Genomic DNA, 17,393 nt, shown 5'->3' with positions numbered 1-17,393 from the left:
GCTATTCTCAAGGAGCAGGCGGTGGTCCGCCAGGGACGCCTTGCGCCTGCATCTGCTGACGCAATTCTTCCATCTGCTCCGCTGAAATAAAGTCCAGCAGAGTGACATCAAAAATGAGCACACTGTCCGACGGAACCAGATCGCCGGGAGACGATTCGCCATAAGCCAGGTCGGACGGGATCCAGACGCGATAGTCGCCGCCCTTCTGCATCAGTTGCAGCGCTTCGGAGAAACCCGGAACAACGGCGCCAACCGGCATCGGTGTCTGCTCATTGGCATCGAAAACCGTGCCGTCGCGCAACGTGCCTTCATATTTGACCAGAGCCGTATCGGTGGCGACAGGCGATGGCCCCTTGCCCGCCTTGATAACTTGATATTGCAGACCTGATTTGGTCTGGACGACGCCGGACTGTTTCGCATTGTCCGCTAGAAACTCTGCATTTCCCGGTGGCGGGAACAGCTTCTCCCACCCTGACTGGATAAATTCGGTCGGACTGGTTTTTTCCGGAATTGCAGCGGCTAGTGCCGCTAGGGAAACAATGCCGAGCAGCAGACCAAGCAAGAAAGGCCTGATAGGGGATGACGGCCTGGGGGTTTTTTGATTCGCGGCGATATCGGTCACAACCTACTCTCCAAAAACAACTATAGGCGAGGTTATTATTGGCCTGGAATTTGGGGATTGCCTGGAGGGCCCTGCGCCTGCATCTGCTGACGCAATTCTTCCATTTGCGCCTGCGATATAAAGTCGATCAGAGCCACATCGAAAATCAGCATGCTATTTGGTGGAATTTGCTCGCCGGGAGAGGCTTCGCCATAAGCCAGTTCGGACGGAATCCAGATGCGATATTCGCCGCCCTTCTGCATCAGCTGCAGCGCTTCGGAAAAACCGGGGACGACGGCGCCAACCGGCATCGGCGCTTGTTCGTTGGCATCGAAGATCGTGCCGTCGCGCAGCGTGCCTTCATATCTCACCAGAGCCGTATCGGTGGCGGTGGGGGAAGGCCCCTCGCCCGGCGTGATGATTTTATACTGGAGACCTGATTCGGTGGTTACGACGCCATCTTCATCGGCATTGGCGGCCATGAACTGGTCATTGGACGCACCGGTCACAACGGCATTCTGGGTTCCCGTATAAGCGAGAAGCAGTGCAGCGCCCACTATCAGCGCCACACCGACCCAGATCTTGGTCAGCGAGCCCTTTTTGATGGGATGAATCGGAACCGTCGTGACAGACATGGGCAGGCTACCTTATTCTAGTGGAGCCGAAGCGCTTAAATCAGACCGTCGCGTTCCATGCGCTTGCGGTCCATCTTGCGGGCACGGCGCACGGCAGCAGCCTTTTCGCGGGCACGTTTCTCGGATGGCTTTTCATAGTGGCGACGAAGCTTCATTTCGCGATAGACGCCTTCGCGCTGCAACTTTTTCTTGAGCGCCCGGAGGGCCTGATCAACATTATTGTCGCGAACCATGATTTGCATAAGACTAAGTAACTCCGTTCAAATTTCGTAGCGGTCCAGAAGCAATTTCTTCCGGCCTATATTAGTGTAAAAGCCATAAAAAAGGGTTTGCCGCAGAATCAATCTGCTTCAATCTCGCGCCGCCTATCAATTTCTCGGCACCGAGGCAAGCTTTTACGCGATTCAATGCGCGAATGACAGCAGCTTTGGATTCGTCTTTTCACGGCTTTGCTATAGGTTGATGCATAGAGACTATAAAAACCGATTCGAGGAGAGAAAAAATGGCCACCGCGATCAATATCCAGTCCAGTTGCAGCGAAGCAGAATGGAAAGCCCGCCAGCGGCTCGCAGCCTGTTACCGGATTTTCGCCTATCTCGGCTGGGACGAAATGATTTTCAACCATATCACCCTGAAGGTGCCGGACGAGGATGATGCCTTTCTGATCAACCCCTATGGCCTGCATTTCAGCGAAGTTACCGCTTCGACCCTGGTCAAGATAGATATCGACGGCAACACGCTCGACGGCTCGACCTATCCGGTCAACAAGGCCGGCTTCACCCAACACAGCCTGTTCCACCGCGAACTACCCGATGTCCATGCGATCATCCACACCCACACGACAGCAACCATGGCGGTATCCTCGGTCGAAGGCGGACTACAGCCGATAAACTTCTACGCCGCCGCGATTGTCCCGCGCCTCGCCTATCACAAATTCGAGGGCATCACGGTGCACGAGGACGAAGGCCCGCGCTTTCTCGCCAGCCTGGGCAAGAAGCGCATGATGATGCTCGAGAATCACGGGCCTGTGGTCATGGGCCGGACGTTGGAAGAAGCGTTTCTCAACCACTGGGTGCTGCAGCGCGCCTGCGAAATCCAGATGCAGACCCTGTCGATGGGCAAGCCGCTGATGATCGGCGAAGAGGTGATCAAGAAGCACCTTGAAAATCTGTCGCAAGCCTCGATTGATCCGATGCAGCAGGGCGTTCCGGAATTTGATGCCATGGTCCGACTGGTCGATCGCGAAGACACAAGCTGGCGGGAGTAAAATATCCACGTTCGTCATGCTGAACTTGTTTCAGCATCTCTTATTGCATAAGCCACTCGCAGGAGGTCCTGAAACAAGTTCAGGATGACGAGCAAGACGCTATGACCAAATTTACCGTCAATGATCGCCCGGTTTGGTACCGGATGGACCCGGATACGCCTTTGCTCTGGGCGCTGCGCGACGCGTCCAATCTGACCGGCACCAAATATGGCTGCGGCACCGGCGACTGCGGCGCCTGCATGGTCGAGGTCGACGGCGAAGCGATCCGTTCCTGTCTGGTCACCATTGGCGAGATGGAAGGCCGTTTTGTCACCACCATCGAAGCGCTGTCGCGCGATCGCAGCCATCCGGTGCAACAGGCTTGGGCGGCAGAGAATGTCCCGCAATGCGGGTTCTGCCAGTCCGGCATGATCATGGCGGCGGCGGTATTGCTGAAGAAAAACTCCAATCCGTCAAAAGCCGCGATTGACGAAGCGATCACCAATATCTGCCGTTGCGGCACCTATCCGCGCATCCGCGAGGCAATCCAGCGCGCCGGTCGCGTGGCGCGGGGGGAAACCGTGCTCAGCGCCGCCCCGCCGCCGGGGATTGATCCGGAAGACGCCGCCAAGGCGGTTCCGGCGCTTACGCCCGGGAAGTGAGTAGTTCACCCGCGAAGGCGGGTGTCCATCCAGAACCTTCAAAACACGCACCAGCGGGAATTTTGAAGCGCTTGTTGACCGCAAAGGACCGAACCCCTCCCCAGTTGCGCGCTGGCTGCACTGTTCGAGATGGACCCCGGCCTGCGCCGGGGCACAGGTCCCCTTAAAAACCGAATTTCACGGTCAGCCGCGCATTGAGCGGCTCGCCGGTCGAAATATTGTCATTATTATGGACCGATGGATAATAAGTCTCGTCGAACAGATTCTCGACATTGAGCTGGACCTGCACCTGCTCGCTCACATCATAATATAGCGCGGCATCGACCCGGGTGAAGGCCGGAATGCGAACGCTGTTGTCATTGGTGGCAAATTGGCTCGACTGATGGGTCACCCCGACACCGGCGGCAAATTGCTGCGTGAAATCATATTTCGTCCAAAGCGAAATCATATGTTCCGGTACCTGAAACAGCCGCAAATCCTGACCGCCAACACTGGCCGCATTGCGCTGCTGGCCGTCGAGATAGCTATAGCCGGCGTTGATCTGCAGTTGATCGGCTAGTTTACCAACCAGCTGGAATTCCACTCCTTCGGTCCGCGATCCCGACAGGGTGCTATTGCCCTGGTTGTCGAGCAGGATCGACTGGTCATCACGGTCGAGACGGAAAAGGGCTGTGGTCAGGCTGAGCCCCGATGCCAGATCCCATTTCACCCCGATTTCGTAATTTTCGAATGTTTCCGGTGCGAGATTGGCATTGCTCGGAGTCAGGGTCAGAAACTGGTCGCCGGAACGCGGCAGGAAGCTTTTGGCATAGCTCGCATAGATCGAGATATTCTCCTGCGGCTTGTATATTGCGCCGAAACGCGGCGAGAATTTCTCGTCCGTCCGGCTGAGCAGCAAGCTGTTCTGGATATCATTCACATCAAGATCGAACCGGTCAAAACGCACACCGCCGATGATCTCGAAATGATCACCGATGCTGATCTGGTCCTGCACATAGAGGGAGAGAAACTTAAGGTCGGACATCGTGCTGCGGTTGAAGACAGGAAACGTGAAGGATGGCACGGCAATCGGGTCGGTCAGCGGAATCACGACCTGGTCATCACTGCTGGAAGCAAAGAATATATCCCGTCGTGCATTGGCGGATTTCTGCTGGCCGATCTCGTAACCGAGCAGCAGACTGTGACCCAAAGAGCCGGTGTCGCCCGTCCACAACAAATTACCCTGGCTGATGAAATTCTCGCGGTCGGTCGTGTCGACATATCCGTCGAGGGTGACGGAATTGGCAAGCGGCGTCAGTCGGATGTCGTTGCTGACCGCATCAACCGGATAGACGTTGCGATAGAGCTTGTCATAATCGCCATATTGCGTGGTTGAACTGAAGCTCAGCTCATCGGTGAACTCATGTTCCACGCGCAACTTGACGATATGCGCCTGCAGCGTGGTGCGGTTGGTTCCGGGCTGGCCGAACAATGTGTCGCGATATCCGGTGAGCGGGCCACATGGGTCGGCAAGCGAACAGCTATTGCCAGCCGCGCGGAGTTCCGCAGGATTACCACGGTCTACGCCGCGGTCATCATCGACATATTCGTAGGACAGCAATATCCGGCTATTGTCGCCAAGCTCGGCCCCGAAGGTCGGGTTGATCGCGAAGCGCCGGCCATCGAAAAAATCACGATGGTTGTTGAACTCTTCATATAGCCCATTGATTCGAAAGGCTGCCGTTTCGCTAACACTCAAATTCAGGTCGCCGCTGAGATAATAAGCGCCAAAGCTGTCAACGCTGGCGGTTGCTTCGCCAAACTGACGATCGGCAATCGGTGATTTGGCCACACGGTTAATGATACCGCCCCCACCGCCGCGACCAAAGATCATCGCATTGGGGCCCTTATGGATCTCGACTCGCTCGATATTATAGAGCGGCCGGAAATATTGAACGTCATCGCGAATGCCGTCGACGAAGAAATCGGCGGTGGTATTCTGGCCCCTGATGGTGATCTGGTCGCGGTTTCCTTCACCCTGGCCGATCGATGCACCCGGTGTGTAGCGAAGAATATCGCCAATATCCTGAAGCGCCTGATCGTCAAGCTGCTCGCGGGTTACGACCGAGACGGTCTGCGGTGTATCAATCAGCGGTGTGTCGGTTTTCAAGCCCGCGCTGCTGATCGCAACATAGCCTTCTTTTTCACCGGTTACGATAATCTCCTGATCATCTGCGAAGCCTTCTTCCAGCGCCTCTGCGGCAGCGACATGGACTGGACTCGCTGCAATCGCGGCGAGGCTGACAGAAACAAGGAAGCGCAATGGACGGCGCGGAACAATAATCACAAACAATCTTCCTGACATTAAACTAGGCTGAACAGCCATTCTGCTAATGAGAATGGTTTTCACATGCAATAGCCAAGCTCGCTTCCCTCGGGTTTTCTTTGAACCAACCCGCCTATTCGTGTTTATGAAGCTCTTTTGACGAATCGGGAAAGAATCATGAAAGCAACTATCTGGCACAATCCGAAATGCGGCACGTCCCGCAAGACATTGGCGATATTGGAGGAAACGCCCGGCGTTGACCTGACCGTGGTCGAATATCTGGAAAACCCGCCCAGCCGTGCCAAGCTGGAACAGCTTTACAGCGATGCTGGAATGACCCCGCAGGAAGGCCTACGAGTGCGGGGTTCTCCGGCCGATGAGCTGGGACTAACCAAAGACGACACCACAGCCGACCAGATTCTGGATGCCATGGCCAAGGAGCCGATGCTGATCAACCGGCCGCTGGTCGAGACCGACAAAGGGGTCAGACTGTGCCGCCCGCAGGATATCGTACAGGAAATACTCTGACACGATTTTCTTTCGGCGGATTTGAGTAAAACAGACCGGGAAACACAATGTCGGTAATCGCAGTGTACAGCATGAAAGGCGGCGTCGGCAAAAGCTGCACCGCAGTGAATCTGGCATGGAACAGCGCCGTCGGCAGTTCGCGGCGGACATTGCTCTGGGACCTCGACCCGCAAGGCGCCGCGTCCTTCATCCTGAAGGGTGATCGGTCGGAAAAGGACCGCGCCCGCGCCATGGTCGCCGGCAATGTCAAACCGGACAAGTTGATCAAGCATACGGAAATAGAAAATCTCGATCTTCTGGCCGCGGACGTGTCGCTACGCGGCCTCGACCGGCTGTTTTTCCAGATCAATAAAAAGCGGCATCTCGGCAAATTGCTCAAGGAAATGGGCAAGGATTATGACCGGATCATTCTCGATTGCCCGCCCGGCCTGACCGAGACCAGCGAGCAGATCTTGCGCAACGCAGATATCGTGATTGTGCCGACGATCCCGTCGCCACTGTCGGAACGCGCGCTCACCGATGTCCAGATGTTCCTGAACAGCAACGGGAAAAAACACGCTCCCTTGCTGCCGGTATATACAATGGTCGACAGGCGCCGATCGATCCACAATCAGAGCCTGGCCCGGAAACCGAAATGGCCGGTCATCCCGATGTCGAGCGCCGTTGAACATATGACGAAATTGCAGCAACCAGTAGGCAGCTTCGCACCGCGCAGCCCTGCTGCGCAGGCCTATGCCCGAATCTGGCGCGGTATTGAAAAACGACTGGCGAAAAAATAGACCGGGAAAGTCCGCTCAGGCGGTCTTTTTGCTATATTCCAGCTGCCCGGGTTCGAACGAACTGAACAATTCCCTGGCATCGGCAGCGATCATCGGACGACCGAAATAATAGCCCTGGATTTTGCGGCAACCGAGCCGCTTGATCATCTGCACTTCTTCTTCTGTCTCGGCACCCTCGGCGGTCGTCGACATGCCCAGTGCATCCGCCATCGCGACAACAGCACGGATGATGGCAAGGCTTTCGGGAGCATTTTTGGCCGCGCCCTGAACGAAGCTGCGATCAACCTTGATCGTCGTGAAGCGGGTTTTGCGCAAATAGCCAAGCGAGGAGTAGCCGGTGCCGAAATCGTCGAGCGAGAGGTTGATGCCCAGAGCGATGATTTGATCGAGCACTTCTGCAGCGCCGTTGCCCTCGTGCATGAAGATGCTTTCAGTCACCTCTATCTCGAGGCGGCTGGGAGGAAGCCCGCTTTCCTCGAGTGCGGACACCACCATCGACAGGAAATTGACTTCGGTCAACTGGTCCGCGGACACATTGACCGCGACTTTGACCGAGGACGGCCAAGCCAGGGCTTCCTTGCACGCAGTCCGCATCACCCATTCGCCAATCGAGACGATCAAGCGCGCTTCTTCTGCTATCGGCACAAATTTCGCTGGAGAAACAACGCCAAATACCGGGCTGGTCCAGCGGAGCAGCGCCTCGAAGCCAACCACGCCGCCCGAATCAGCGCTGACAACGGGTTGGTAGTTCAGCGACAGTTCGTCATTCTCCAGCGCCTTGCGCAGAGCCATTTCCATGACCCGCCGCTCTTCCGCCTGGACATGAAGCTTCGGCTCGTAATGGGTGAAGGCCCCGCCGCCCTGGTCCTTGGAGCGATATAGCGCGAGATCGGCGCTGCGCATCAGCATTTCGACCGTGCGTCCGTCGCGCGGACCGATCGCTGTACCGACGCTGGCGCCTATGTAGAGCGTGTGCTGGTCGACTTCATAAGGCCGCGAAAGCGTATCGATAATCTTTTTGGCCAGCAATTCCATATATTGCGTATCGCTCGCCTCTTTGATGACGATGGCAAATTCATCTCCGCCGAGACGACCGCACAGCTCGTTGTCGGTCATGATCGACCGCAAACGGTCGGCTACGCGGGCCAGCAAACGGTCACCCACCGGATGACCGAGCGTGTCATTGACCGCCTTGAACCGGTCAAGGTCGATCATCATGAAGCCGCAGCGGCCATTCCATTTTTCGGCGGTTTGCATAGCCTTGCTGACCGCGTCGGTCAGCTGCAGGCGATTGGGCAGTCGGGTAAGCGTATCAAATCTGGCCAGCTGGGAAATCTTGTCCGCCGACTGACGCTGTTCGGTTATGTCCGACCCGACACCGCGGAAGCCATGAAACACGCCGTTATCATCGAGTTTCGGCGAAGCGGATAATTCCCACCACCGGGTTTCGCCATTGATCTGCACGGGCACCAGCATGTTGCTGAAGCTGTCGCGCCGTTTCAGCTTGTCCGCCAGTTCGTGCAAGGCGGTCGAGAAATTTCCGCTGTCCCAGGATTCGCCGGCGACCAGTTGCAGGAACGGCTTGCCTTCGATCTCCTCGGTCGGCTGCCCTATCGCATGGGCGAAGCGCGGGGAGACGTGCATGATGCGACGCGATGTATCGGTCTGCCAAAGCCAGTCGGCGCCGGTATCCTCAAATTCCTTGAGCAACAGACTGACCACTTCGCCTTTCTCGTTGAGACTGGCTTCTGCGATCCTTCTGTCAAGAAATGACCGGCCGCTCATCAGACAGGCAGAGATCAACAGCACTGCGATCGCCAGAGAGGCCAAAGCCAGATGGAGGCTGCCGATGTAAAGCCAGCCGAAAATTGTTGCGGCGCTGGACGATGATATGAATAAAATGCTGCTGAGCGGCATATTTGACAAAAGCATCGCGGAGCCCACCATCAGGCATATGAGGGTTGCCCATACCGGTATCATGGTCATCAGGTCCGAGCTGAACGCGAACAGCAGAAAGCCCGCGCCCCACAGAGAGCCACCGGCCAGGGAAACGAGATAGAATATCGTCAAGTCAGAACGATTGATGGTTTTTCGCTGCCACGCAGACGCTTTGCGATACAGCAGGTGAGCGTAAATATATACCGCGGACAGACCCAAGAGCCACAGACCAAGAAACAGAATATTGACCTGGCCGACACCCAGTTGCACAATCAGCAGACCGCACACGATCGCGGCGACAATCTTCAGCAGACCATGCCGGTTATTGCCATTGAACTGCAGCGCACGGATACGGCCCCAGTCGATCCCGTCGGGATCGGATAGGCCGAGCAGTACACTGACCGGGATTACCCGCGGCAGGCCGGATTGAGCGATTGTTCTTAACACCGCTCGTCCCTACAACGAAATTCTTAGCGAAAAGTAAGGATCGGCCTAAATATTTTCGCGATTTCCGATTAGCGCATTTTCAACCGATTCACGCAGCGATCGCATATGGCTGAATATCGCCCGAAAGGTAAAGGTTTCGAGCCTTTGCCCGGCTCAATTTCCCGGAACTGGTTCGCGGCAAGGTGCGCGGTGGCACCAGTTCGATCACACAATTCATGCCGGTAATGGCTCTCACCTTTTCCCTGATCTCGTTCCACAGCCGCAGCCGTTCGATCTCGTCCGAGGTCCGGCATTGCACGAGCACGGCGGGTGTTTCCTCGCCGCCCGGCGTGGTGATGGCAAAGGCGGCTATGTCTCCGGCCTTGAAGCCGGGCAATTGTTCCACCGCCCATTCGATATCCTGCGGCCAGTGATTTTTGCCATTGATGATGATCATGTCCTTGGCGCGGCCGACAATGTAAAGATAGCCGTTCGACAGATAGCCCATATCGCCGGTATCGAGCCAGCCGTCGACCAGACAGGCATCTGTCGCCTCCTGATCGCGATAATAGCATTCCATCACCGCCGGGCCCTTCATCCAGACCTTGCCGACGGTTTTTTCAGCCAGAACCGCTCCGTTTTCTTCACGGATTTCGAGCAAAGTATCGCGAACCGGCTTGCCGCAATTGACGATCGCGCGGAACCGTTTCGGGCGACTGCCGTCGCTCTTTTTCTCGCCTGAAAGCTCGGTTTCTTCCACCAGTTCCACTTCCATGCCTTCGCCCGATGGCATCAATGTCACCGCCAGCGTTGCTTCGGCGAGACCATAGCTCGGCAGGAAGGCCTTGGCATCAAATCCTGCGGGCGCGAACGCATCGGTAAACCGCTGCATGACGTCGGGCCGGATCATGTCGGCGCCATTGCCCGCCAGCCGCCAGCGCGAGAGGTCGAACCGTTCCTGCACATTGGACTGGCTGCCAATGCGGCGCGCGCAAATTTCATAGCCGAAGGTTGGCGAAAAGCTGCAGGATGTACCCGAGTTACGCGTAATAAGGTCAAGCCAGGACAAGGGCCGACGCGCGAAATCCGCAGTCTTGAGATAATCAGTAGAAACCTGATTGGCGACCATCGACAGGAAGCAGCCGACCAGACCCATGTCATGATAGAAGGGCAACCAGGAAATACAGCGATCTGTGTCGTTGATAAGCATGCCGTGAGCGTGCGAACCCAGATTGTGCAGTAACGCCTTGTGGGAAACGGCAACGCCGTGCGGGAAACGGGTCGAACCGCTGGAATATTGCAGATAGGCGATATCGCTGCTGTCGGCTTCCGGTAATTCCACGTCAGGCGCATCCTGCTCCGCAAAGGCGTCCCAGCCGGCGATCGGGATGGAGCGGGTCAGGCCGGCCGGGCCTGCCAATTCCGCAATCTCGTCCGGAAACAGCAACAGAGCGGGATCACAGCTGTCCAGCTGCACACCGATCTGGTCGATATAGCTTTCCTTGCCACCGAATGAAGTTGGCAATGGCAATGGCACCGGCAACGCGCCGGCATAGACAGCACCAAAAAACAGCGCGCAAAACTGCGGCTCGGTATCGGCAATCAGCGCCACCCGGTCACCCGGCTTTATACCGGCAGCGATCAGGCGTTTTGCCGCCGCCAATGCATCGTCCCGCAGTTCGCTGAACGGATAGGCCCGGACCAGCGACGCCCGGGCATCGTGAAAGTTGAAACCTTTTTGCCCCTTGGCTGCATAGTCCAGCGCATCCCCCAGCGTATCAAAATCGGAGAAGCGGCGAGGAAGTTCATCCAAGGTCGGGGTTGGTGTCAATTCGGTCATCCAATATCCATTTCCGGGAGGTCCAGCCTTCCCAAAATCAATCTCATTCGTTCTAAAAGGGAATAAACTGTCATTTTACCTCCCATTCAGCCGCTTCTATCAACATCAATGGTGACCTCTGGCGTTTAAATTTCGGCCCGACTGTGGCACAAAAAGGGCAAACGTCATAGTTGAAGGTCAAATCGTTGAAAAACAGCGTTAAAACGTTAGATCAGGAGAGCTTGCATCGGCTGGCTATACGCTATGTCGAGCGATATGCAACGAGCCGGAAAAAACTGGCCGATTATCTTCAGAGGAAAATTCACGAGCGGGAATGGCAGGACGAGGCCCCTCCCGCGGTCGAACAACTGGTAGAGCGTTTCGTCGAGCAAGGTTATATTGACGACGCACTATACGCCCAGACCAAGGCTGCATCCCTCACCCGACGCGGTTACGGAACCCGCCGCGTCTCGCACGCGCTTTACCAGGCCGGGATCAGCGAAGCGGACGGACGCGAAGCCTTTCAGAACAGTGAAGCGAACAAATGGGCCGCAGCGGATAAATTTGCCCGCAAGCGCAAGATCGGCTGCTATGCCGAGAGCCAGCAGGACGCCGACAAATGCCGCAAGCAATTGCAGGCTTTCCTGCGGGCAGGCCACGACTTCGACCTGGCATCCCGTTTTGTATTCGCCCGACCAGGCGAAGAAATAACAGTGGAAGACTAGTTCGCACCAGCGCAAGTAGATTGCCCCCAATAATGGGATTGGCCTCTTTGGCGTCAAGAATCGCCAGCCTAATAATATTATGATATATGGTGCCGACCGAGTCGGAATGTGTTAGATTTTTGATTTGGCGTAGTTTTGTTCGGAGATGCATAGTGGCAAGCTTGTTTGCGGAACCTGACCCAGCGGGTCATCGCGCGCCCCATGACAGCGAGGACGATCATCCATCAACCAGCAGCGAATTGCTGCGCGCCACCGGTCGCGTAAAATGGTTCGACAGCCATCGCGGTTTCGGATTCATCGTCCCCGAAAATAGCGATTCGGACGATCAGGACCCCACTCCGCATTCGGATATATTGGTCCACTGGAGTCTGCTTGAATCCCTCGGCACACGCGAATTGCCGGAAATGGCGATTGTGACCTGTGAATATGCCGTCGCGCCCAAAGGGCTGCAGGCGACGAGAATTCTCGATATCGATCTTTCCAACTGCGGGCCGAAAAACGATGCGCCGGCAGCGACAGGCTCTCGTCAGGCGATGCATATTGTCGATGACGATTCCGCGTTCCTCAATGCCGAGGTAAAATGGTTCAATCGCGCCAAAGGCTACGGCTTCTTGGTGTGCGACGAGTTCGACGGCGATATTTTTCTCCATATGGAAACGCTGCGTGACGCCGGAATTGCTGAAATTGTTCCGGGCCAATTATTGCTGGCCCGTATAAGAGACGGAAACCGCGGTCATATGGCCGTGCAAGTCTGCCTGCCTCCGTCGGACTGAAAAAGAGACACACCCGAATGATCAAGATTTCAAAAGCGATTGCGCTTTCCCTGACGCTGCTTAGCCTAACCAGCATATCCGGCTGCTATGCCCGGACCAGCGATAGCACGGCAACCAGCCCGCAAAACGGATTGCCTGTATCCGAGGCGGGCCTCAGGCAGGTTCCGCTCAGCATCCGGACATCTGACACGACCCATGATTTCATTGTCGAAGTGGCAGAAAGCAGCGCCCAGCAAGCCCAGGGCCTGATGTTCCGGACCCGGCTGGCACCCGACAAGGGCATGATTTTTCCTTTCTCCCAGGATCGCGTCGCGGGATTCTGGATGAAGAATACCGTGATCCCGCTCGATATTATCTTCGTTCGCCGGGACGGGACGATCGAATCGATCGCCGCCAACACCACACCTTATTCGCTGGAGTCGGTTCGCTCCAACGAGCCGGTTGGCGCGGTGCTCGAAATTGCTGCAGGCCGTGCGGCTGAACTGGGTATCCAGCCGGGCAACACCGTCACCTGGCAGTGATGATATCGACAACCGCGAACATCCGTCCTGTTTGACATTTTTTCATTGCGAAGCGCATGGCTGCGGGGCTAAGCGGACGCCATGAACATATTGGCGAAAATATTCACTTGGTGGGACGGCGCAACGATCGGCACGGCCCTGTTCAGCGCCCGCAACGGCAAACGCGTCGGCGAAGATGTGTTTGGCAATATCTATTATCAGGCAAAAAAAGCCGGAACCGGTCATCCTGCCGGGCAGCGCTGGGTCATTTATAATGGCCCCAATGATGCCAGCCGGGTGCCGCCAGAATGGCATGGCTGGCTGCATCACAGCTATGACGAGATTCCCGAAAGCCATTTGCCGCAAGCGCGCATCTGGGAAAAAGAACCGAGCGGAAACCTGACCGGGACCGCACAAGCCTATCGCCCGGCCGGGGCACTGGAAGAAGGCGGTCACCGTGCCGCAGCAACCGGCGACTATGAATCCTGGAACCCCGCCGAAGCGGAATGACGGGCATGATGCGCCACTCCATTTCATTCTCGATGCTGGCGGCAATGCTGCTATTGTCGGGCTGTGGCTGGTTCAGCGACGACAATATCGATGAACGTGCGACCGGCCAGGCCGCCGAAAAAGGCGAGGTTGCTGCAACCGATGGTGACTTGATCGCATCGGTGACCGAGCAGATCGGAACGCCAATGGCGGAACGCGTCGCCACCCTCGGCTTCCTCAACAAGCGCAACGGCCTCACCCGGGATCTAGAGCTGCGGCCGGGCCAGTCGATCCGAATCGGACGTGCGATCGTCCGCTTGCGGGCGTGCGAGCGAACAGCGCCGTGGGAACTGACACCCGAACAGGGCGCCTTTGTCCAGCTGCTGGTCAACGACCGGCCCTCCAATCGGTCCGGCGAAGATCAATGGAAGCGGGTTTTCTCCGGCTGGCTGTTTCGCGAATCACCCTCGCTGAATGTTGTCGAACACCCGATCTATGATGTCTGGGTCAAGAGCTGCGCAATGAGCTTCCCGGGCGAGGAGGATCCACCCGAGGATTCGGTCAATCCGACGGCACCGCGCACATCTTCGTCCAATCTGGCCAACAGCGTATCAAGCGCGCCGAATGAAACCGTGCCGGAAGCCCCGGCGCCTCCGGTTGCTGCACCCCAGCCTGCGCCAGCCGCCAGACCGGCCCCGTCGACGAATAATCCACCGGAAGATCTGATCGGCGACCTGATTGCGGAAACCGAAGACGGCGCATAGCCTCTTACCTTTCCGAGATCCTCCAGATAAGCCTCCTGGCTGATCTCAATCGCCCCCAATGATGCTAGATGATCGGTCATGAACTGGCAATCGAGCAGCGGAAATCCCCCGACTTTCAACCGGGCCACCAGCCACGCCAGCGCCACTTTCGACGCGTCGCTGGCGCGCGAGAACATGCTTTCACCGCAAAATGCGCCGCCAATCGCCAGGCCATAGAGACCGCCGACCAAGTTTTCCTGTCCGGTTTCGGTGTCGCGCAACCAGCATTCGACGCTATGCGCATGGCCAAGCTCGTGCAGCTGGTTGAACGCCTCTTCAATCTCTGCATTGATCCAGGTTTCCTTGCGATCGGCTGCTTCTGTCGCGCAAATCCCGATCACATCGGCGAAGGCGGTGTCGGTCGAAACCCGGAACCGGTCCGATCTGATGGTTTTGCGCAGCGAGCGCGACATCCGGAAATTCTCCAGCGGGATGATCGCGCGGGCCTTGGGTTCCACCCAGAAAGTTTCCGGATCATCCCGGGCATCCGCCATCGGGAAGATGCCCGAAGCATAAGCTTTAATCAGGAGATCGAGATCAATGGTCATGAACGGGGGATAACGCGGCCAGAACCATTCGCCCAGACCGAAAGTGACAAAGATTTCCGGCCATCAAACCGCCATCAGGACGCGGGCTTCCTCGGCAATTTTCTCCGCTATCGCTGCATATTCGCTGGCAAAGCCGGCATTGGTGCGCCAGGCCGCGCCGATGCTGCGGGTCACCGACCAGCCTTCGACGTCGAGCAACGCGACATCGCCACCGCGGGCGAGTTCGGATCGCACATAAAGTTCAGGCAATATTGCCAGCCCGAGGCCCGAAGCAACCATCTGCCGGACGCTGTCGAGGCTGGTGCCCTCATAATCCCGCAGCAGATTCATGTCATGCTGCTGACACTGGCGCGCCACATCGCGATGCAGATGATGGCGTCGGTCCAGACTCAGCACCGGCGAGCCTGCCAGGTCGGCAAGTGTCAGATGTTTCTGCGATGCCAGCGGATGGTCGGGTGGCGCTACCAGCATCAACGGCTCACGAAACAGCGGTTCGATATGCAGATTCTCTCCCTCGATCGGCAAAGGCCCGAGAAGCATGTCGATAGAGCCCTTGGTCAGTTCCATCGCTTGCAGATCGGGTATCCCCTCGCGCATGTAAAAGCGCAGGTCCGGGCGGCTGCGGTGCAGGGCCGCGATCACCGGTGGCATCAGATAGGGCCCGAGCGTCGGCGAAACCCCGAAGCGCAATATTCCGGCCAGACTGTCGCTCGCCCGTTCGGCGAGATCGCGAATATCCTTTACCTCGACGAGGACTTGGCGCGCACGCGCGGCAATCTCACGGCCCACCGGTGTCAGCTCGGCACCATGGGTTCGCCGTTCGACCAAAGTCACACCCAGTCTTTGTTCAAGCGTTCGTAGCTGATGGCTCAAGGTCGGCTGCGAAGCGCCTGCGGCTTGAGCAGCCTTGCCGAAATGGCCATGATCGGCAACCGCAACAAGATACTCAAATTGGCGTAAAGTAGGCATAGCGCAATTCCATCCCATAGAATAAATCTATCGATTCTTACGATTTCATTCGATTGGAGTTATCACGTGCTTTGCACCATATCAACTCTATCGATGCTGAAGCACGATAGAAAGAGGATATGCCGTGGAACAATATACCAACAGCCTGATCCGCAAACATCGTAAACTGGGCGACCGGATCGCGAACCGTGACGACCATGTTGAACAAGTTCGAGAGCTGAGAGGATTACAGCGCAGTCTGGCCGAACGCATCCGCAAAATTCAGCGTGGAGCCCAATATCACCGGCCCAGCGAAACCGCATAGCCCCGCCTACCCTTCCCCCAACTCCTGGGGCGGCAGCACTCCCTCAACTGCTGGCCGCCCCGATTTTTATAACTGCTATTCTGAAACGAGGATGATGCCCCGATGGTGAAAAAGATGAATGCAGCGTTGCGGGAATTTATTGCCCAGGAAACCAGCGCGGGCATTATATTATTCTGCGCTGCCGTGGCGGCAATGGTCGCGATGAACAGCGCCTTCAATCCCTATTATCTGGCCTTTCTCGACATTCCGGTGGCCATGCAATTCGGCGCCCTGGAAATTGCCAAGCCGCTGTCGCTCTGGATCAACGACGGGCTGATGGCGATCTTCTTCTTTCTGGTCGGACTGGAAGTGAAGCGCGAACTGCTCGAAGGACAGCTGTCCAGTATCGAGCAAGCCTCGCTGCCCTTCATTGCAGCGATTGGCGGCATGGCGCTCCCCGCTTTGGTATTCCTCTATTTCAACTGGACCATGCCGGAGAATATCAACGGCTGGGCGATTCCGGCCGCGACCGACATCGCCTTTGCGCTGGGCGTACTCGCCCTGCTCGGCAAACATGCGCCGGTTTCGCTGAAAATATTGCTGCTTGCGATCGCGATTATCGACGATATCGGCGCGATCATCATCATTGCGCTATTCTATACCGCGGAAGTATCGAGCTTCTCGCTGTTGCTCGCCGGTGGCGGAACCATATTGTTGTTCGCGATGAACCGGCTCGGTGTGATTCGGACCGCACCCTATATATTGGTCGGCACGTTCCTGTGGATATGCGTTCTGAAATCCGGCGTCCACGCCACACTGGCCGGCGTTATTGCTGCGCTGGCAATCCCGCTGAACGCCAAAGACGGCAGTTCCCCGCTAAAACATCTCGAGCATTTCCTGCACCCCTGGACCGCCTTTCTGGTATTGCCGATATTCGCCTTCGCCAATGCCGGCGTATCGCTCGCGGGGTTGCAAATCGCCGATCTCATGGCACCGCTGGCGCTCGGCATCGCTGCCGGACTGGTCGTGGGCAAGCAGGTCGGCGTGTTCGGCTTCATGTATCTGGCGACCAGAATCGGTCTGGTGAAGCGCCCGGCCGGCGTCACCTGGCTGCAACTCTACGGGCTCGCCTGCCTGACCGGAATCGGCTTTACGATGAGCCTGTTCATCGGCAATCTCGCCTTTGTCGATCCGGAGCAGATCGAAACGGTCAAACTGGGCGTGATCAGCGGTTCGGTGGTTTCGGGACTGCTCGGATATTGCCTGCTGCGCTTCGCCTCGGCACCCGATCCTGCCGTAAAAGCAAAGCCGGCCTGATCGTTCCCCGCACTCAAAACAACCATATCGAATCTGTCGGCAATCGC

At 56.9% G+C, this 17,393-nt stretch carries 18 protein-coding genes and 1 pseudogene; 11 read left to right on the top strand and 8 right to left on the bottom strand.

Annotation, left to right across the window (positions count from 1 at the left end):
* Window positions 1-7: 7 nt before the first annotated feature.
* The 3 genes from ACWFTY_RS03485 to rpsU form a co-directional block, all read right to left on the bottom strand.
* Window positions 8-562, bottom strand: coding sequence for an FKBP-type peptidyl-prolyl cis-trans isomerase (locus ACWFTY_RS03485; RefSeq protein ID WP_447526005.1), 555 nt, complete (start codon window positions 560-562; stop codon window positions 8-10).
* A 95-nt stretch (window positions 563-657) separates the two neighbouring features.
* Window positions 658-1,236, bottom strand: coding sequence for an FKBP-type peptidyl-prolyl cis-trans isomerase (locus ACWFTY_RS03480; RefSeq protein ID WP_447526004.1), 579 nt, complete (start codon window positions 1,234-1,236; stop codon window positions 658-660).
* Between the two features lie 35 nt (window positions 1,237-1,271).
* Window positions 1,272-1,478 carry a 30S ribosomal protein S21 gene (gene rpsU / locus ACWFTY_RS03475; protein WP_067197663.1) on the bottom strand — a complete coding sequence of 69 codons (207 nt, stop codon included), beginning with the start codon at window positions 1,476-1,478 and terminating at the stop codon, window positions 1,272-1,274.
* 260 nt (window positions 1,479-1,738) lie between these two features.
* On the opposite strand from rpsU, the gene ACWFTY_RS03470 reads away from it, so the two are divergent.
* Window positions 1,739-2,503, top strand: coding sequence for a class II aldolase/adducin family protein (locus ACWFTY_RS03470; RefSeq protein WP_447526003.1), 765 nt, complete (start codon window positions 1,739-1,741; stop codon window positions 2,501-2,503).
* 101 nt (window positions 2,504-2,604) lie between these two features.
* Window positions 2,605-3,144 carry a (2Fe-2S)-binding protein gene (locus ACWFTY_RS03465; protein WP_447526002.1) on the top strand — a complete coding sequence of 180 codons (540 nt, stop codon included), beginning with the start codon at window positions 2,605-2,607 and terminating at the stop codon, window positions 3,142-3,144.
* Between the two features lie 163 nt (window positions 3,145-3,307).
* On the opposite strand, the gene ACWFTY_RS03460 is transcribed toward ACWFTY_RS03465, so the two are convergent.
* On the bottom strand, window positions 3,308-5,470 hold the full coding sequence (locus tag ACWFTY_RS03460; RefSeq protein ID WP_447526001.1) for a TonB-dependent receptor: 2,163 nt from the start codon (window positions 5,468-5,470) through the stop codon (window positions 3,308-3,310).
* A gap of 156 nt (window positions 5,471-5,626) precedes the next feature.
* Here ACWFTY_RS03460 and arsC point away from each other — a divergent pair, with 156 nt between their 5' ends.
* Window positions 5,627-5,977, top strand: a complete 351-nt coding sequence (arsC, locus tag ACWFTY_RS03455) for an arsenate reductase (glutaredoxin) (RefSeq protein ID WP_447526000.1) — start codon at window positions 5,627-5,629, stop codon at window positions 5,975-5,977.
* Window positions 5,978-6,024: 47 nt separating this feature from the next.
* Window positions 6,025-6,756: a ParA family protein gene (locus tag ACWFTY_RS03450; protein WP_447525999.1), complete on the top strand. Its 732-nt coding sequence runs from the start codon at window positions 6,025-6,027 to the stop codon at window positions 6,754-6,756.
* Window positions 6,757-6,771: 15 nt separating this feature from the next.
* Here ACWFTY_RS03450 and ACWFTY_RS03445 read toward each other — a convergent pair whose 3' ends face one another.
* Both ACWFTY_RS03445 and ACWFTY_RS03440 read right to left on the bottom strand, forming a co-directional pair.
* A complete protein-coding gene (locus tag ACWFTY_RS03445) occupies window positions 6,772-9,141 on the bottom strand; it encodes a putative bifunctional diguanylate cyclase/phosphodiesterase (protein WP_447525998.1) in 2,370 nt (789 codons plus the stop codon).
* 88 nt (window positions 9,142-9,229) lie between these two features.
* Entirely contained in the window at window positions 9,230-10,960 is a 1,731-nt protein-coding gene (locus ACWFTY_RS03440; RefSeq protein WP_447525997.1) for a fatty acyl-AMP ligase, read from the bottom strand.
* Window positions 10,961-11,181: 221 nt separating this feature from the next.
* Between ACWFTY_RS03440 and ACWFTY_RS03435 the strand changes: the two genes are divergently transcribed.
* The 5 genes from ACWFTY_RS03435 (at window position 11,182) to ACWFTY_RS03415 (ending at window position 14,190) form a co-directional block, all read left to right on the top strand.
* Entirely contained in the window at window positions 11,182-11,664 is a 483-nt protein-coding gene (locus tag ACWFTY_RS03435) for a regulatory protein RecX (protein WP_447525996.1), read from the top strand.
* Window positions 11,665-11,816: 152 nt separating this feature from the next.
* Window positions 11,817-12,437 carry a cold-shock protein gene (locus ACWFTY_RS03430; protein ID WP_447525995.1) on the top strand — a complete coding sequence of 207 codons (621 nt, stop codon included), beginning with the start codon at window positions 11,817-11,819 and terminating at the stop codon, window positions 12,435-12,437.
* A gap of 17 nt (window positions 12,438-12,454) precedes the next feature.
* Window positions 12,455-12,958, top strand: coding sequence for a DUF192 domain-containing protein (locus tag ACWFTY_RS03425; RefSeq protein WP_447525994.1), 504 nt, complete (start codon window positions 12,455-12,457; stop codon window positions 12,956-12,958).
* An 81-nt stretch (window positions 12,959-13,039) separates the two neighbouring features.
* Complete coding sequence (locus ACWFTY_RS03420; RefSeq protein ID WP_447525993.1) at window positions 13,040-13,447, top strand: NADH:ubiquinone oxidoreductase subunit NDUFA12; 408 nt, start codon at window positions 13,040-13,042, stop codon at window positions 13,445-13,447.
* A gap of 5 nt (window positions 13,448-13,452) precedes the next feature.
* A complete protein-coding gene (locus tag ACWFTY_RS03415) occupies window positions 13,453-14,190 on the top strand; it encodes a DUF2155 domain-containing protein (RefSeq protein WP_447525992.1) in 738 nt (245 codons plus the stop codon).
* 59 nt (window positions 14,191-14,249) lie between these two features.
* On the opposite strand, the pseudogene aat reads toward ACWFTY_RS03415, so the two are convergent.
* A pseudogene (gene aat, locus ACWFTY_RS03410) lies at window positions 14,250-14,723 on the bottom strand (leucyl/phenylalanyl-tRNA--protein transferase); the annotation flags it as partial.
* Window positions 14,724-14,840: 117 nt separating this feature from the next.
* Entirely contained in the window at window positions 14,841-15,746 is a 906-nt protein-coding gene (locus ACWFTY_RS03405; RefSeq protein WP_447525991.1) for a hydrogen peroxide-inducible genes activator, read from the bottom strand.
* A 124-nt stretch (window positions 15,747-15,870) separates the two neighbouring features.
* Between ACWFTY_RS03405 and ACWFTY_RS03400 the strand changes: the two genes are divergently transcribed.
* Both ACWFTY_RS03400 and nhaA read left to right on the top strand, forming a co-directional pair.
* Window positions 15,871-16,050, top strand: a complete 180-nt coding sequence (locus tag ACWFTY_RS03400) for a hypothetical protein (protein WP_447525990.1) — start codon at window positions 15,871-15,873, stop codon at window positions 16,048-16,050.
* Between the two features lie 102 nt (window positions 16,051-16,152).
* A complete protein-coding gene (gene nhaA, locus ACWFTY_RS03395; protein ID WP_447525989.1) occupies window positions 16,153-17,346 on the top strand; it encodes a Na+/H+ antiporter NhaA in 1,194 nt (397 codons plus the stop codon).
* Window positions 17,347-17,393 lie beyond the last annotated feature (47 nt).

It is taken from the genome of Parasphingorhabdus sp. NYA22 (assembly GCF_976973735.1).
The sequence above is the reverse complement of the archived record's forward strand: the minus strand, read 5'-3'. Positions and strand labels throughout refer to the sequence as shown.

Excerpts from the sequence above, each read along its gene's own strand:
- ACWFTY_RS03405 (WP_447525991.1), bottom strand. The coding sequence starts at position 15,746 with ATGCCTACTTTACGCCAATTTGAGTATCTTGTTGCGGTTGCCGATCAT.
- ACWFTY_RS03420 (WP_447525993.1), top strand. The coding sequence starts at position 13,040 with ATGAACATATTGGCGAAAATATTCACTTGGTGGGACGGCGCAACGATC.
- arsC (WP_447526000.1), top strand. The coding sequence starts at position 5,627 with ATGAAAGCAACTATCTGGCACAATCCGAAATGCGGCACGTCCCGCAAG.
- ACWFTY_RS03440 (WP_447525997.1), bottom strand. The coding sequence starts at position 10,960 with ATGACCGAATTGACACCAACCCCGACCTTGGATGAACTTCCTCGCCGC.
- ACWFTY_RS03425 (WP_447525994.1), top strand. The coding sequence starts at position 12,455 with ATGATCAAGATTTCAAAAGCGATTGCGCTTTCCCTGACGCTGCTTAGC.
- ACWFTY_RS03450 (WP_447525999.1), top strand. The coding sequence starts at position 6,025 with ATGTCGGTAATCGCAGTGTACAGCATGAAAGGCGGCGTCGGCAAAAGC.
- rpsU (WP_067197663.1), bottom strand. The coding sequence starts at position 1,478 with ATGCAAATCATGGTTCGCGACAATAATGTTGATCAGGCCCTCCGGGCG.
- ACWFTY_RS03465 (WP_447526002.1), top strand. The coding sequence starts at position 2,605 with ATGACCAAATTTACCGTCAATGATCGCCCGGTTTGGTACCGGATGGAC.
- ACWFTY_RS03480 (WP_447526004.1), bottom strand. The coding sequence starts at position 1,236 with ATGTCTGTCACGACGGTTCCGATTCATCCCATCAAAAAGGGCTCGCTG.
- nhaA (WP_447525989.1), top strand. The coding sequence starts at position 16,153 with ATGGTGAAAAAGATGAATGCAGCGTTGCGGGAATTTATTGCCCAGGAA.
- ACWFTY_RS03415 (WP_447525992.1), top strand. The coding sequence starts at position 13,453 with ATGATGCGCCACTCCATTTCATTCTCGATGCTGGCGGCAATGCTGCTA.
- ACWFTY_RS03470 (WP_447526003.1), top strand. The coding sequence starts at position 1,739 with ATGGCCACCGCGATCAATATCCAGTCCAGTTGCAGCGAAGCAGAATGG.